Origin of the sequence: Caballeronia sp. BR00000012568055 (genome assembly GCF_029439455.1) — a bacterium.
Taxonomy (GTDB): domain Bacteria; phylum Pseudomonadota; class Gammaproteobacteria; order Burkholderiales; family Burkholderiaceae; genus Caballeronia.
On sequence record NZ_JAQFVG010000136.1, the window covers coordinates 14,651 to 29,499 of the forward strand.

A 14,849-nucleotide genomic window follows, 5' to 3' on the forward strand; every position below is an offset into this window, starting at 1 on the left:
CTTCAACCTTCTCGTGCCCTTTACGTCGTTTTTTCTATTCTCGTGCCAGTAAAAAACCGATGAGAAGGGAGAAAACAAGATGGACCTGATTTACGTTGCCGGCATCGTCCTGTTTGCGGGACTGTGCATGGCGCTCACCGGCGGATGCGAGCGTCTGCGCCGCCGCGTGACGGGAGGCCGATCATGAACGACTGGATGATCTGGCTCGCGGCAGCCTCGGCGCTGCTGCTGTTCGTCTATCTCGTCTATGCCTTGCTGGATGCGGAGGAACTGGAATGAACGCGAATACCATTCTCCAGACGGGGCTGTTTATCATCGTGCTGATCGCGCTGGCGATTCCGCTCGGCCGCTATATGACCGATGTGCTCGAGGGCACGTCTGTTGTCGTCAGAAAGATCGGGCGGCCGTTCGAGCAGATGTTGTATCGGTTAGCCGGAGTTGATCCGGATACCGAAATGTCATGGAAGCAATACGCGCTGGCTGTGCTGCTGTTCAATCTGCTCGGTGCGCTTGTGCTGTACGCGCTGTTGCGTCTGCAAGGCGTGTTGCCCGCCAATCCGCAAGCAATGGCTGGCATGACGCCGGACGCGGCGTTCAACACGGCCATCAGCTTCGTTACCAACACCAACTGGCAGGACTACGGAGGCGAAAGCACGCTCGGCTATCTCGCGCAGATGCTCGGGCTGACCGTGCAGAACTTTCTTTCGGCGGCGACGGGCATTGCCGTGGTGGTGGCGTTGATTCGAGGCTTCAAGCGGCATAGTGCGCAGACCATCGGCAATTTCTGGGTCGATCTGACGCGCACCACGCTCTACGTGCTTGCGCCGATTGCCGTGGTGCTGTCGTTGGTGTTCATCAGCCAGGGCGCGATTCAGAACTTCCGGTCTTATCAGGACGTACCCACGCTTCAGGTCACCACCTATCAGACGTCCACGACCGATTCGAAGGGCAAAACGATCACGCAAGACGCGAAAGCCGACAAGCAGACCTTGCCGATGGGACCGGTGGCGTCTCAGGAAGCCATCAAAATGCTCGGCACTAACGGCGGCGGCTTCTTCAACGCGAACTCCGCGCATCCGTTCGAAAATCCGACGCCATTCTCCAACTTCATGCAGATGTTAGCGATGCTGATTATTCCGGCCTCGCTGTGCATCGTATTCGGCCGCATGCTTGGCGATCGCCGGCAAGGTTACGCCGTGCTCGCCGCGATGACGCTGGTGTTCGCGGTCGCATGTTGTGCGGAGATTGCATCGGAGCAGGCCGGCAATCCGCTGTTCGCGTCACTTAATGTCGATGCGCAAGCGTCCGCGCTTCAGCCCGGCGGCAACATGGAAGGCAAGGAAACGCGCTTCGGCATCGCGCAATCGGGCATCTTCTCGGTGGCGACGACAGCGGCTTCGTGCGGCGCCGTCAACGGCATGCACGACTCGCTGACGCCGCTCGGCGGCCTCGTGCCGATGCTGCTGATTCAGCTTGGCGAAGTCATTTTCGGTGGCGTCGGTTCGGGCTTATACGGCATGCTCGTATTCGCTTTGCTTGCGGTGTTCGTGGCGGGGTTGATGATCGGTCGTACACCTGAATATGTCGGCAAGAAGATCGAATCGTTCGAAATGAAGATGGTGTCGGTGGTGATTCTGCTGACGCCCTTGCTGGTGCTCGCGGGCACGTCCATCGCTGTGCTCACGGAAGCGGGCAAAGCGGGGATTCTCAATCCGGGCGCGCACGGTTTCTCGGAGATTCTCTATGCCTTCAGTTCGGCCGCCAATAACAACGGCAGCGCCTTTGCGGGCCTGACGGTGAACACGCCGTTCTATAACTCGCTGCTCGCGCTGGCGATGTGGTTCGGGCGTTTCGGCACCATCGTGCCGGTGCTGGCAATTGCGGGATCGCTGGCCGCGAAGAAGCGGCTCGCGGTCACCGCAGGCACCTTGCCTACGCACGGTCCGCTGTTCGTCGTGATGCTGATCGGCGTGCTGATGCTCGTCGGCGCGCTGACGTATGTGCCCGCGCTTGCGCTCGGACCGATTGTCGAACACATCACCATGATCGCCAGCCACTGAATTTCGAGGACAGCATGACTCAACTCAATCAAGCGACGCATCGCCCGGACAATCTGGGGCAGGCGCGCACGGCAGCGCGTTCGATGTTCGATCCGGCGCTCGTCAAACCCGCCATCGTCGATTCGTTCAAGAAGCTCGGACCGCGCACGCAATTGCGCAATCCGGTGATGTTCTGCGTGTATATCGGCAGTATTCTGACGACCGTGTTGTGGATCGCGGCGCTGGCAGGACAAGCCGAAGCGCCTGCGGGATTCATTCTCGCCATTACCTTGTGGCTGTGGTTCACGGTGCTGTTCGCCAACTTCGCCGAAGCGCTCGCGGAAGGGCGTTCGAAGGCGCAGGCGGCATCGTTGCGGAGTGCCAAGCATAATGTGATGGCCAAGAAGCTCAACGACCCGCATCCGAAATCACCGGTGCGCGTGATGGCTTCCACGGACTTGCGCAAAGGCGATGTGGTGCTGGTCGAATCGGGTGACGTGATTCCCGCCGACGGCGAAGTGATCGAAGGTGTGGCGTCCGTCGATGAATCGGCAATTACGGGGGAATCCGCGCCCGTGATCCGCGAGTCGGGCGGCGACTTTTCGTCGGTGACGGGCGGCACGCGCGTGCTGTCGGATTGGATCGTCGTGAAGGTATCGGTGAATCCGGGCGAGGCGTTTTTGGATCGCATGATCGCGATGGTCGAAGGCGCGAAGCGCCAGAAAACGCCGAACGAGATCGCGCTGACCATCCTGCTCGTCGCGTTGACGCTGGTGCTGCTGTTCGCGACTGCCACGCTGCTGCCGTTCTCGATCTTCTCCGTCGAAGCGGCCAAATCCGGTCACGTCGTGACGATTACCGCGTTGGTGGCTTTGCTCGTGTGCCTGATTCCGACCACCATCGGCGGATTGCTGTCGTCGATCGGCGTGGCGGGGATGAGCCGCATGATGCAGGCCAACGTGATCGCCACTTCGGGCCGCGCTGTCGAAGCGGCAGGCGATGTCGATGTACTGTTGCTCGACAAGACCGGCACCATTACGCTCGGCAATCGTCAGGCGTCGTGGTTCGCGGCTGCGCCCGGCGTGCAGGAACGCGATCTCGCCGATGCCGCGCAACTGTCCTCACTGGCCGATGAAACGCCGGAAGGCCGCAGCATCGTCGTATTGGCGAAGCAGAAGTTCAACATTCGCGAACGCGATATGGCGACGCTCAACGCTACCTTCCTCGCTTTCACCGCGCAAACGCGCATGAGTGGCGTGGATTTGCCGAATCGCGAGATTCGCAAAGGGTCCGCCGATGCCGTGAAGAAGTACGTCGAAGAGCGCGGCGGACGCTTCCCGCAAGAGGTTCAGTCAGCGGTTGACGATATCGCGCGGCGCGGCAGCACACCGCTCGTGGTGGCCGAAACCGTCGATGGCAAGTCGCGCGCGTTGGGCGTGATCGAGCTGAAGGACATCGTGAAAGGCGGCATCAAGGAACGCTTCGCAGAGCTACGCAAGATGGGCATCAAGACCGTGATGGTGACGGGCGATAACCGTCTGACCGCCGCTGCGATCGCCGCCGAAGCAGGCGTGGATGACTTTCTCGCCGAAGCCACGCCTGAAACGAAGCTCGCGACCATACGCGGCCATCAGGCCGAAGGACGCCTCGTCGCGATGACCGGCGACGGCACCAATGATGCGCCCGCGCTCGCACAAGCCGATGTCGCCGTGGCGATGAACACGGGCACGCAGGCCGCGAAAGAAGCGGGCAATATGGTCGATCTCGACTCGAACCCGACCAAGCTGATCGAGATCGTGGAGATCGGCAAACAGATGCTGATGACGCGCGGCTCGCTCACCACGTTTTCCATCGCCAACGATGTGGCCAAGTACTTCGCGATCATCCCGGCAGCGTTCGCAACGACGTATCCGCAATTGCGCGTGCTGGACGTGATGCACCTTGCATCGCCTGCATCGGCGATTTTGTCGGCGGTGATCTTCAATGCGCTGATTATCGTGTTCCTGATTCCGCTGGCGCTCAGGGGCGTGAAGTATCGCGCGCTCGGTGCGGCGTCTTTGTTGCGACGAAACCTCTTGATTTACGGCCTGGGCGGCATTCTGCTGCCGTTCCCGTTCATCAAGTTGATCGATATGGCTATTACCGCGCTCGGATGGAGTTGAAATGATGAAGACACTGTTGCGTCCCGCTATTGTCTTGTTCGGAATGCTGATGATTGTGACCGGACTGGTTTATCCGGCCATTGTCACGGCAATCGGGCAGGCCGCGTTCAATCGTCAGGCGAATGGCTCGCTGATCGAGTTGGATGGGAAGGTCGTCGGCTCGGAAATCATCGGCCAGCAATTCGATGCGCCTAAGTACTTCTGGGGACGTCTCTCCGCCACCACGCCGAACCCGTACAACGGCATCAATTCGAGCGGCTCGAACCTCGGCCCGACCAACCCCGCACTAGCCGATGCTGTGAAAGCACGCATCGCCGCGCTGCATGAAGCCGATCCGGATAACAAGGCCGACGTGCCCGTCGATCTGGTGACGGCATCGGGCAGCGGGCTCGATCCGGAAATCAGCCCTGCGGCGGCGGCATATCAGGTGGCGCGCGTGGCGAAGGCGCGCGGCTTGTCCGCTGCTCAAGTCGAAGCGATGGTCGCGCAGGCGACGAGCGGGCGACAGTTCGGTGTACTTGGCGAACCGCGCGTCAATGTGCTGAAGCTGAATCTGGCGCTCGATCGTGCGCGAGGGTAAGGACTTTCAAGCGTGCCGATGATGATAAGCGACATGCATCGCACGAATACGCTCCGTTAGCGCCTCAGCGGGACCATCCACCGGCGTATCCGGAATCACCTCGTTGATCGACAACGCACGCACCGGTCCCGCCGGTGCGCCGAGTTCGTTTTGCCATTGCGTGAACTGCTCGGTCGAACTCGCATAGACGATTCGCCCGAGCCCGACCCAGCCATGCGCGGCGGAGCACATCGCACAATGTTCGCCCGAGGTGTAGACCACGGCGTGCTTTCTATCCGATTCGCTCAGATTGTTCGCCGCCCAGCGCGCAATGGCGAATTCCGGATGCTGCGTGTGATCGCCACCGCTGATGCGATTTCGATCTTCGAAGAGCACCCGCCCATCCTGACTAATGATTAGCGATCCGAACGGTTGATCGCCTTCGTCGAGCGCAAGCTGCGCAAGTTCCACACAGCGGTTCAAATGGCTAAGGTCGGTATCGTCGATCATGGTTTGTCCTCGATTGAGAAGTTTGCACACGCTTTGCGCATGAAATACGGCACATCCAGTGCCTTAAGTTTCGTCTGCCCCTTTAAGTTTCGCTTAAGACTCGCTCTTTAGGGTAAGTCTTTCTCAAAATTCCGACTCGCGCTTTTACGACGCTTTTACGACATCACGTCGTGTTCGTCGCCACCCGCTTTCCTTTTTCTCGATGCCTCTCTCTGCACTCGCCGTCCCCGCGACGCGCTTTGGCAAGACCGTATTGGCCGGCGCGATCGGCTCTGCCGTCGCGGCTCTGATGCTGACATCGCTCAAGCCGGTTTCTCATTCCGATGACGACACGCCGCCCGCGATCACTCCTGCACGCGTGGCCGAAACGCCGAAGCCGCCGCCCGCGCCGCCGCAACCGCGCACCGAATCCGTCACCATCGACTCGACTTTTGCGGAGGCGATGCAGCGCAGCGGCTTCGATGCGGCCACGACGGATTTGCTGGCGCGCTCGTTCTCCGGACAGATCGATTTTCGCCGCGATCTGCGCAAAGGCGATACGGTCAGCTTTGTGATGGAGCCGCAGCCCGCGCAACCGGAACCGCTTGCCGTGCGCGTTTCGCGCGGTGATAACGACGGCGATCACGATCTGTTTCTGCATCGCGATCTGAATGGCAAGCCGTTCTATTACACGGCCAACGGCAAATCGGGCGCGCCGTCGTTTTCGCGCTATCCGTTGGCCTTCACGCGCGTGTCATCGGATTTTTCGATGCGCCGCTTCGATCCGGTGGTGCATCGCTGGCAGAGTCATGATGGCGTGGATTTCGCTGCGCCCATCGGCACGCCCGTTCATGCGACGGCGCGCGGCACGATTTCGTTTATCGGCTGGGAAACGGGCTATGGCAAATTCATTGTGATCGATAATCCGCCGCCTTATCAGACCGCGTTCGCGCATCTGTCGCGCTTTGCGAAGGGACTGCATCGCGGTAGCCACGTGCGGCGCGGGCAGGTGATCGGTTACGTCGGCAGGACCGGCTGGGCGACGGGACCGCATCTGCACTATGAAGTGCGTATCGACGATATCGCGCAGAATCCGCTGACCGTCGCGCTTCCCGGCGATGCCCCGCTGCATGGCCCCGAGCGCACGCGATTCGCGCAGGAGGCGCAGCGGCTGGCGGATTTGCTTTGATTTCTGTTCATGCCGCCTGCCAGTGGCCTGTCTGTGGACATGGCTCGACGGGCGCGCCGTCAAGCCAGAGTTGTTCATCGGTCAGTTGGCGGGCGGAGAGTTCGTCGGTATCGAAAATGATATTCAGCGCCTGCGCCACGTGCGCGTTTTCGATGGGCAGCTCCCAGGTCAGGAAGATCTGGTCGTAGTCAAGTCGCGGTGCGAAATCGGCTAAGTGGAAGGCGTTGCTGTTGCGTGGAATGACGGCGTGGGGCTGGCCGGTATCGAAGATCACGGCGGTGCCGCGCGTCAGCGGAATACGTCGATTCGCGTGCGGAAAATGCAGATCGAGCACCTTGTCTTCGCTCAGAAAGAGATTGCAGAAGGCCGCGCTGCCGTATTGCTCGGCATCGTGGTGATAGCGCGCGCCACGACACGCCATCAGTGCGATATCGCTTTGGGCGAGCACGTCGGGGAGGGCGAGCGAGGTCGTCCAGTCGATCATGGCGCGCACGCAACCGCGATAGTCAGACCAGCGCGCCTGCGTGCGCGCCAGCGGCATCACTTCGACGTCGCCGGGTTTGAGTTCGAGGCGCGTTGTCGTTTCGCGTCGCCAATCGGCGAGCAGTGCGGGCGGTGGCTCGGGGATGGCTAGCGTGGTTGTGAGGATCGTGGTGCTCACTGCGCGGCTGCGGATGGTGTCGCCGGTCCAGAAGAAGGAGGTCAGCATGATTCAACGAAACGCACTCATCTGCACCGACATCATCTGCAGCATCTTATTCGATGCCACCGACAACTTCCGCCCGACACGCGTCACCAAATGTGCTTCGGCGTTCTGAAGAATCGGATGCTCGATCGGAATGGCCTTCAATTCTCCCGCCTTGAGCTCACTCGCCACCGCGAACGCGGGCAGCACCACAATCCCCAGTTCCGAGCGCGCAAACTGCTTCATGATATTGATGGAATTGGTCGTGACCGAAGGCTCCAGACTGATCTTCTCCGCATACTCCACGGCCTGCAACATCTGCCGCGTTCCGTACGTGGGATGCGTCGCGGCGAGCGGATACGTCGCCAGTTCCTGCACGGTCAGACTCTTGCGCTTGATCGTACGCGCGAGCCTGACGCCGACGATCGCCATCATCGGTTGCTTGTGGGCGGCGCGTGATACGAGGCGCGGCTCGCGCGGCGGGTTGTAGACGAGGCCGATATCGCCATCGTCTTCAGCGATGCGCGTAACCACATCGTTCGTGCCGCCCAGATCGAGGTTGACCTTGATCTTCGGATATTGCTTGCAGAAATGCTGCATCGGTCCCGATAGCAGGTCCGATACGAATCCTTCGCCCAGCACCACATTCACATGACCGGTGCGCAGCCCACGCAAATCCTGCAAACGCGACAGCAAGTCATCGCGATGCGCGCGCTGTTCCCGAAAGTACTGAATCACGAATTGCCCGGCTTCGGTCGGCGTGACGCCGCGCGCGTGGCGTTCGATCAGCGGGGCATCGAGTTCTTCTTCCAGCAAGGTGATCTGGCGGCTCACCGCGGACGGCGCGACGTCGAGCCAATCGGCGGCGGCGCGGATCGTGCCGCAGCGCACCGCCTCGAAAAAGTATGCAATCCGGCTTTCGGTCAGATCGTTTGCCATGTGTTTGCCACGTTTATGCCACGTCGAGTGTTCGAATTTTTAGAACACTTCCAATATTGGCACTTATTGGTTGAAATGGTCAATGCGCCGAATATCGATATCAGCCGGAAAGGACCGTGAATCCGCCCGGATATCTCAATGCACTAAATCAGGAGCGCAGCAATGAAAACGGTAGGCGTCATCGGACTCGGCAACATGGGGCGCGGCATGGCCCTGTCTCTCAAGCGCGCAGGTTTCGATGTGTCAGGGTTCGATGCCAGTCAGGACGCCACGCAAAAGCTGGGCGAAGAAGGCGTGCGGCCGTGCGCATCGGTGGCCGAGATCGCGGGTTCGGTCGATGTGCTGATTCTCTCGCTGCCGACCTCGGCTATCGTCGAACAAGTGGTATTCGGTGACGGCGGCGTGGCGTCGAGCGCGAAGTCCGGCCTGATTCTGATCGATACCACCACCGCCGATCCCAACAGCACGCGCAAAGTGGCCGCCGCGCTGAAGGAATGCGGCGTCGGCTTTATCGATGGTCCCGTGAGCGGCGGTCCGAAAGGCGCGGCCACCGCCACCATGACGATGGTGCTGGGCGGCGCGGACGAAGACATCGCCGCCGTGCAGCCGATTCTCTCCGCCATCAGCGCCAAGCAGGTTCACGTCGGCCCGGCGGGCGCGGGGCACGTGACCAAGCTCATCAACAATCTGCTGACGGGTGTGCATTTGCTCGTGACAAGCGAAGCGGTCAGAGCCGCCGAAGCGGTCGGCGTCGATAAAAACCGCCTGATCGAAGCGCTCAGCGGCGGCTCGGGCAAGAACAGCGCGACGCTGACCAATTACCCGACCTGGATTCTCAACGATAAATTCGATTCCGGCTTCACCATGAAGCTGATGCGCAAGGACATGCGCCTCGCGCTCGAATTGCTGCAAAGCCAGAACGTCAGCGCGCCGGTCGCGAAGGAAGCGGGGCGTCTGTGGGCGAAAAGCGAAGAGACCATCGGCGATGCCGAGGATTTCAACCGCATCGTTCAGTTCATCGACAAGCAGTGAGCGCTCACGGAACATCACAAGGAAAACGTCATGGAACACAGCATCGCAGATAACTTGCTTAAAGCCTTTCAGCACTTCTTTCCGGGCGCGCAGACGGTTGGTTCGTACGTGAACGGCGAACTGGTCGAAGGTCAGGGCGACACCATTCAACTGTATGACGCGGCCACCGGTGAGAAGAGCATCGCTTATAAGGATGGCGGCGCGGAAATCGTGGCGCTGGCGGCATCGGCGGCACAGCAAGCGCAGAAGCAATGGTGGGCGGTGGCGCACGCCGCACGCGGTCGCATCATGTTCGATGTCGCGCGTGAAGTGCGTCAGCACGCCGAACCGCTGGCGCGTCTCGAATCGCTCGGTTCCGGCAAGCCGATCCGCGATTGCCGCGGCGAAGTCGCCAAGGTCGCGGAAATGTTCGAGTACTACGGCGGCTGGGCCGACAAGTTCTACGGCGATGTCATTCCCGTGCCGACCTCGCACCTGAACTACACGCGCCGCGAACCGGCTGGCACCGTCTTGCAGATCACGCCGTGGAACGCGCCGGTCTTCACGTGCGGCTGGCAACTTGCGCCCGCTATTTCGATGGGCAACGCCGTTTTGCTCAAGCCGTCGGAACTCACGCCGTTCAGCTCGCTCGTGGTCGGCATGCTCGCGGAAAAAGCCGGCGTGCCCAAAGGCTTGATCAACGTGCTGGCAGGCTACGGCCACACCGTCGCGCAGGCGGCGATTGCGCACAAGGTCATCAAGAAGGTCGTGTTCGTCGGCTCGCCGGCGACCGGCGCGCGGATCGCGGAAGCGGCGGCGAAGCGCGTGCTGCCGTGCGTGCTGGAACTGGGCGGCAAGTCGGCCAATATCATCTTCGAAGACGCCGATCTGAAGCGCGCCGCGCTCACCGCGCAAGCCGCGATTTTTGCGGGCGCGGGACAAAGCTGCGTGGCGGGATCGCGTCTTCTGGTACAACGTTCGATCTACGATCAGTTCGTCGCGATGGTCTCGACCGGCGCGAAAAAGATCAAGGTCGGCGCACCGACCGACGACGCCACCGAAGTCGGCCCGATCTGCAATCGCACGCAATACGAGCATGTGATGAAGATGATCGCGAGCGGCGTGGAAGCGGGCGCGACGCTCACGGCGGGCACGGCGGAGAAATCGGATGGCGGTTATTTCGTCGCGCCGACAGTCCTGGCGAACGTGAATAATCAAATGGACGTGGCGCGCACCGAAATCTTCGGACCGGTCGTCGTCGCGATTCCGTTCGATACGGAAGAGGAAGCCATCGCCATTGCCAACGATACGGACTTCGGTCTGGCCGGCGCGGTGTGGACGAATGATGTGGCACGGGCGCATCGCGTGGCGGCGCAGATCGATGCGGGCACGTTCTGGGTCAACGGCTACAAGACCATCAACGTGGCATCGCCGTTCGGTGGATACGGCATGAGCGGTTACGGCCGATCCAGCGGCGTCGAAGCGTTGTACGAGTACACGCAGACCAAGAGCGTGTGGGTCGAAACGGCGAAAGCGCCATCGACGGCATTTGGTTATCTGTAAATTGCAGGGTGGTTCCGAGGCCGGTGCGCTCGCATCGCATCGGCTGATACAACAACGTTGATAACCTCGATGGGGCGGAGCGCAGCATGGAACATACGATAACGACCGAAGACGCGGGAAGCGATGGTTTCCGGGGCGCGAAGCTGCTGATCTACGCGGCGGCGATTCTGCTGATCGCGCAGTTCATCGGCGCATTCTCGTTCAGCGTGGGACCGGGCAAAGTAGTGCTGTTGCCGATGATCTGGGCCTTGCTGATGGGCGGCGCGCTCGGGCTGTTGTCGGAGCGCTGGCGCAGTCCCATGCGGCTCGATGTGAAAACGCAGTTCCTCGCCGCCGCCGTGCTGCAACCGGCCTTGCTGCTGTTCGTATCCAAGCTCGGCCTGATGGTCGGCAGCGCGTTGCCGAAGCTCGCCGCGGCGGGCTGGGCGCTCGCGTTTCAGGAACTCGGCCACTTCGTCGGCACGATTTTGCTGGGCTTGCCGCTTGCGCTGCTGCTCGGGATCAAGCGTGAGGCGATCGGCGTGACGTTCTCCGTGGGGCGTGAACCGAGTCTTGCGATCATCGGCGAAAAGTACGGGATGAACTCGGCGGAAGGGCGCGGCGTGCTGGCCGAATATCTGACGGGCACGGTGTTCGGGGCGGTGTTTATCGCTATTTTTGCGGGCTTTGTGGCGAGTCTGAACATCTTTCATCCGCTGGCATTGGCGATGGGCGCGGGCGTCGGTTCGGGCAGCATGATGGCGGCGGCATCCGGTGCAATCGCGGCGGCCCAGCAGTCGCCGGAAGTCGCGAAGGACGTGCTGACATTTGCTGCGGCGAGCAATCTGATTACGACAACCATCGGCACGTATTTCACGCTGTTTATTTCCTTGCCGCTTGCGGTGTTCGGTTATCGCGTGATGGAGCCGATCATCGGGCGTACGACGAAGGCGTCGAGCGCATCGGAAGCACTGGACGAAGCGCGTCCCAAACTCGGCGATGTCCAGACCGAAGCGCCCACGCTGAGCTATTCGGGCAAGGTCGCGGCGTGGGTGCTGACGGCCATTTTCTCGCTCGTCTGCGACTGGATTACGCACGGCACGACGCCGCTGCTGGGTCTGCCGGGCATGTGCTTCATGGTGCTCGCCACCGTGATTGGCGACGCTTTATCGACCGTCACGCGGCGCAAGATTCCGGCCGTGTGCTGGGTCTCGCTGGTCGCCATGTTCATGACTTCGCCGCTGTGCCCGTGGGCCACGCAGATTGCGACGATGAGCGCAAAGAACGACTTCCTCGGTGTCGTTACGCCGATGCTGACGTTTGCCGGTTTGTCGATCGCGAAGGATATTCCGGCGTTCCGCCGGCTGGGTTGGCGGATCGTGCTGGTGTCGTTTGTGGCGAATGCGGGGACGTTCCTCGGCGCGGCGTTGGTGGCGCAGATTTTCCATATCTGAGTGTGCGTTTTGTTTTGCGCAGCCGGTGCAATGCCGGCTGCTTGTCATTCTTTCTCACCAAAACCCCTACACGTATACCCACGCATTCACGATCCTGAATCGATACCCATATTTTTTCTAACTTTTCCATATCGTCGTTCTCCAGCACGATCTGCAGCAACTAAGCGCCGTTCGAGCGCCTCGACAGATAGCGGAGACAGATATGGGAAGCGCAGAAACGGCTTCGGGCCGTCGTCAGAATCGGTGGATGCAGTTGGTGATCGGCATTGTCTGCATGGGGCTGGTGGCGAATTTCCAGTACGCGTGGACCTTGTTCGTGATGCCGATGGACGCGAAGCATCACTGGGGACAAGCGGCGATTCAGACGGCGTTCACCATCTTTATCGTCACGGAAACGTGGCTCGTGCCAGTGGAAGGATGGCTGGTCGATAAGTTCGGGCCACGTCCCGTCGTGATGGGCGGCGCGATTTTCGCGGGTCTGGGCTGGGTGATCGATGCCCACGCCACGTCGCTTACGCATCTGTATATCGCCGCCGTGGTCGCGGGTATCGGCGCGGGGTGTGTTTATGGCACGTGCGTCGGTACGGCGCTCAAGTGGTTCCCCGACAAGCGCGGTCTCGCAGCCGGTCTGACGGCGGCAGGCTTCGGCGCGGGTGCGGCCGTGACCGTGATTCCCATCTCCAACATGATCCAGAGCTCGGGCTACGAGCACGCGTTCATGTTCTTCGGCATCTTGCAGGGCGTGGTGATCTTTCTGCTTGCGTTGCTTCTGGTGCGACCGAAGCCGCCCGCGAACATCGTTCCGGCCAAACGCGTGGTCGCGACCAAGATCGACTATACGACCGCGCAAATGGTCCGCGCGCCGATCTTCTGGGTGCTCTACGCGATGTTCGTCTGCGTCGCGGCAGGCGGCGTGATCGCGACCGCGCAGGTCGGACCGATCGCCAAGGAGTACGGTTTCGCCAGCATGCCGGTGAGTCTGTTCGGCGCGACCTTGCCGCTGCTTGCCATGACCTTGTCCATCGACAATCTGTGCAACGGCTTTACGCGTCCGCTATGCGGCTTTATCTCCGACAAGATCGGCCGCGAGAACACCATGTTCATCATCTTTCTGGGCGAGGGCGTGGCGCTGCTCGGGCTGATGCAGTTCGGTCAGAACCCGTACATGTTCATGGTCTTCGCCGCGCTGACCTTCCTCTGTTGGGGCGAAATCTTTTCGATTTTCCCCGCCACCTGTGCCGATACCTTCGGCAGCAAATACGCCGCCGCCAACGCGGGCACGCTCTACACGGCCAAAGGCACAGCGTCGATGCTGGTGCCGATAGCGTCCGTACTCGCCACCTTCGCGTCATGGAACAGCGTGTTTATCGTCACCGCGATTACGTCGATTGCGGCGGGCGTGTGCGCCAAGTTCGTCCTCGCGCCCATGCGCCGCAAATGGATCGATAACACCATTGCGGAGACATCGACGACGGCTTCCTACGGCATGTCGTTCCCCGCCGAATGGACCGAAGCGCCGAGCAAATCATCCACACGATAAAAACCTTCGCGCTCCAAGCAAATTAGCTTTGACAAATACCGTATGTGATATCTAGTATATCACCAACATAACCAGCCCTCAGGGGGAGACAAATGGCAGACGTACTCGAGGCAATCACCCCGGAAACCGCCGAAGCGCAAGCGCCCGCAACCACAGACGGCTTCCATCTCGTTATCGATGCACTCAAGCTCAACGACATCGATACGATCTTCGGCCTCGTCGGCATTCCCATCACGGACCTGGCGCGGCTCGCGCAGGCGGAAGGGATGCGCTTCATCGGCTTTCGCCACGAACAGCATGCGGGCAACGCCGCCGCGATCGCCGGTTATATGACGCAGAAGCCGGGCATCTGCCTGACGGTGTCGGCGCCGGGCTTTCTGAACGGCCTCACGGCACTCGCCAATGCCACCACCAACTGTTTCCCGATGATCCTTATCAGCGGATCGAGCGAGCGCGAGATCGTCGATTTGCAGCAGGGCGATTACGAAGAGATGGACCAGTTGAACGCCGCGAAGCCGTATGCGAAGGCCGCGTATCGCGTGCTGCATGCGGAGGACATCGGCATCGGCATTGCGCGGGCGATTCGCGCGGCCGTGTCGGGCCGTCCGGGCGGCGTGTATCTGGATTTGCCCGCCAAGCTGCTTGCTCAGACGATGGACGCGCTCAAGGGCCAGCAATCGCTGATCAAGGTGATCGATGCCGCGCCGCGTCAGTTGCCCGCGCCGGACTCGGTCAAACGCGCACTCGATGTCATCAGGCATGCTAAGCGTCCGCTGATTCTGCTCGGCAAGGGCGCGGCCTACGCGCAAGCCGACGCGCAAATCCGCGAGCTGGTGGAAAAGAGCGGCATTCCTTATCTGCCGATGTCGATGGCCAAGGGCCTGTTGCCCGACACGCACGCACAGTCGGCTTCCGCCGCGCGCTCGTTCGTGTTGCAGGAAGCGGATTGCGTGGTGCTGATCGGCGCGCGGCTGAACTGGCTGTTGGCGCACGGCAAGGGCAAGACCTGGGGCGCAGCGCCCAAGCAATTCGTGCAGATCGATATCTCGCCGACCGAGATCGACAGCAACGTGGCGATTGCCGCACCGGTGATCGGCGATATCGGTTCGTGCGTGTCGGCGCTGGTGTCGGGCATGGATGCGGGCTTTCCGAAGCCGTCGAGCGAATGGACCGGCGCGATCAACGAGCGCAAGACCAAAAACCTCGACAAGATGGCCGCGACGCTCGCGAAGAACCCGTC

At 61.1% G+C, this 14,849-nt stretch carries 13 protein-coding genes; 10 read left to right on the plus strand and 3 right to left on the minus strand.

What is annotated here, in order from left to right:
• Window positions 1-183 precede the first annotated feature (183 nt).
• From P7F28_RS07850 to kdpC, 4 genes are read left to right on the plus strand one after another with little or no spacing between them, the layout of a single operon-like run.
• Window positions 184-279: a potassium-transporting ATPase subunit F gene (locus P7F28_RS07850; protein WP_277183955.1), complete on the plus strand. Its 96-nt coding sequence runs from the start codon at window positions 184-186 to the stop codon at window positions 277-279.
• Complete coding sequence (gene kdpA / locus P7F28_RS07855; RefSeq protein ID WP_277183956.1) at window positions 276-2,060, plus strand: potassium-transporting ATPase subunit KdpA; 1,785 nt, start codon at window positions 276-278, stop codon at window positions 2,058-2,060. The genes P7F28_RS07850 and kdpA overlap by 4 nt, the downstream gene beginning before the upstream one ends.
• A 14-nt stretch (window positions 2,061-2,074) precedes the next feature.
• Window positions 2,075-4,201: a potassium-transporting ATPase subunit KdpB gene (gene kdpB / locus P7F28_RS07860; RefSeq protein ID WP_277183957.1), complete on the plus strand. Its 2,127-nt coding sequence runs from the start codon at window positions 2,075-2,077 to the stop codon at window positions 4,199-4,201.
• A gap of 4 nt (window positions 4,202-4,205) precedes the next feature.
• Window positions 4,206-4,781: a potassium-transporting ATPase subunit KdpC gene (gene kdpC / locus P7F28_RS07865; protein WP_277183967.1), complete on the plus strand. Its 576-nt coding sequence runs from the start codon at window positions 4,206-4,208 to the stop codon at window positions 4,779-4,781.
• Between the two features lie 6 nt (window positions 4,782-4,787).
• Here the strand turns inward: kdpC and P7F28_RS07870 are convergent, their stop codons facing one another.
• Window positions 4,788-5,270, minus strand: a complete 483-nt coding sequence (locus P7F28_RS07870; RefSeq protein ID WP_277183958.1) for a nucleoside deaminase — start codon at window positions 5,268-5,270, stop codon at window positions 4,788-4,790.
• Between the two features lie 202 nt (window positions 5,271-5,472).
• Between P7F28_RS07870 and P7F28_RS07875 the strand changes: the two genes are divergently transcribed.
• A complete protein-coding gene (locus P7F28_RS07875) occupies window positions 5,473-6,438 on the plus strand; it encodes a peptidoglycan DD-metalloendopeptidase family protein (RefSeq protein ID WP_277183959.1) in 966 nt (321 codons plus the stop codon).
• Between the two features lie 7 nt (window positions 6,439-6,445).
• On the opposite strand, the gene P7F28_RS07880 is transcribed toward P7F28_RS07875, so the two are convergent.
• The gene (locus P7F28_RS07880) at window positions 6,446-7,147 is read right to left on the minus strand and encodes a hypothetical protein (RefSeq protein WP_277183960.1); all 702 of its coding nucleotides are present in this window, start codon (window positions 7,145-7,147) and stop codon (window positions 6,446-6,448) included.
• A 3-nt stretch (window positions 7,148-7,150) separates the two neighbouring features.
• Window positions 7,151-8,062, minus strand: coding sequence for a LysR family transcriptional regulator (locus tag P7F28_RS07885; RefSeq protein WP_277183961.1), 912 nt, complete (start codon window positions 8,060-8,062; stop codon window positions 7,151-7,153).
• A 162-nt stretch (window positions 8,063-8,224) separates the two neighbouring features.
• Between P7F28_RS07885 and P7F28_RS07890 the strand changes: the two genes are divergently transcribed.
• The 5 genes from P7F28_RS07890 to oxc form a co-directional block, all read left to right on the plus strand.
• Entirely contained in the window at window positions 8,225-9,094 is an 870-nt protein-coding gene (locus P7F28_RS07890) for an NAD(P)-dependent oxidoreductase (protein WP_277183962.1), read from the plus strand.
• Between the two features lie 30 nt (window positions 9,095-9,124).
• Window positions 9,125-10,636 (plus strand): aldehyde dehydrogenase family protein, encoded by a 1,512-nt coding sequence (locus P7F28_RS07895; protein WP_277183963.1) that lies wholly within the window; start codon window positions 9,125-9,127, stop codon window positions 10,634-10,636.
• Between the two features lie 86 nt (window positions 10,637-10,722).
• Window positions 10,723-12,069 (plus strand): DUF3100 domain-containing protein, encoded by a 1,347-nt coding sequence (locus P7F28_RS07900; RefSeq protein ID WP_277183964.1) that lies wholly within the window; start codon window positions 10,723-10,725, stop codon window positions 12,067-12,069.
• 202 nt (window positions 12,070-12,271) lie between these two features.
• Window positions 12,272-13,609 (plus strand): oxalate/formate MFS antiporter, encoded by a 1,338-nt coding sequence (gene oxlT / locus P7F28_RS07905; protein WP_277183965.1) that lies wholly within the window; start codon window positions 12,272-12,274, stop codon window positions 13,607-13,609.
• 92 nt (window positions 13,610-13,701) lie between these two features.
• On the plus strand, window positions 13,702-14,849 hold a 1,148-nt coding region (oxc, locus tag P7F28_RS07910), incomplete at its 3' end, for an oxalyl-CoA decarboxylase (RefSeq protein ID WP_277183966.1).

What these genes read in the sequence shown, in the direction of transcription:
- P7F28_RS07900 (WP_277183964.1), top strand. Translation starts at nt 10,723, where the DNA reads ATGGAACATACGATAACGACCGAAGACGCGGGAAGCGATGGTTTCCGG.
- P7F28_RS07890 (WP_277183962.1), top strand. Translation starts at nt 8,225, where the DNA reads ATGAAAACGGTAGGCGTCATCGGACTCGGCAACATGGGGCGCGGCATG.
- P7F28_RS07880 (WP_277183960.1), bottom strand. Translation starts at nt 7,147, where the DNA reads ATGCTGACCTCCTTCTTCTGGACCGGCGACACCATCCGCAGCCGCGCA.
- kdpA (WP_277183956.1), top strand. Translation starts at nt 276, where the DNA reads ATGAACGCGAATACCATTCTCCAGACGGGGCTGTTTATCATCGTGCTG.
- P7F28_RS07885 (WP_277183961.1), bottom strand. Translation starts at nt 8,062, where the DNA reads ATGGCAAACGATCTGACCGAAAGCCGGATTGCATACTTTTTCGAGGCG.
- kdpB (WP_277183957.1), top strand. Translation starts at nt 2,075, where the DNA reads ATGACTCAACTCAATCAAGCGACGCATCGCCCGGACAATCTGGGGCAG.
- P7F28_RS07850 (WP_277183955.1), top strand. Translation starts at nt 184, where the DNA reads ATGAACGACTGGATGATCTGGCTCGCGGCAGCCTCGGCGCTGCTGCTG.
- kdpC (WP_277183967.1), top strand. Translation starts at nt 4,206, where the DNA reads ATGAAGACACTGTTGCGTCCCGCTATTGTCTTGTTCGGAATGCTGATG.
- P7F28_RS07895 (WP_277183963.1), top strand. Translation starts at nt 9,125, where the DNA reads ATGGAACACAGCATCGCAGATAACTTGCTTAAAGCCTTTCAGCACTTC.
- oxlT (WP_277183965.1), top strand. Translation starts at nt 12,272, where the DNA reads ATGGGAAGCGCAGAAACGGCTTCGGGCCGTCGTCAGAATCGGTGGATG.
- P7F28_RS07875 (WP_277183959.1), top strand. Translation starts at nt 5,473, where the DNA reads ATGCCTCTCTCTGCACTCGCCGTCCCCGCGACGCGCTTTGGCAAGACC.
- P7F28_RS07870 (WP_277183958.1), bottom strand. Translation starts at nt 5,270, where the DNA reads ATGATCGACGATACCGACCTTAGCCATTTGAACCGCTGTGTGGAACTT.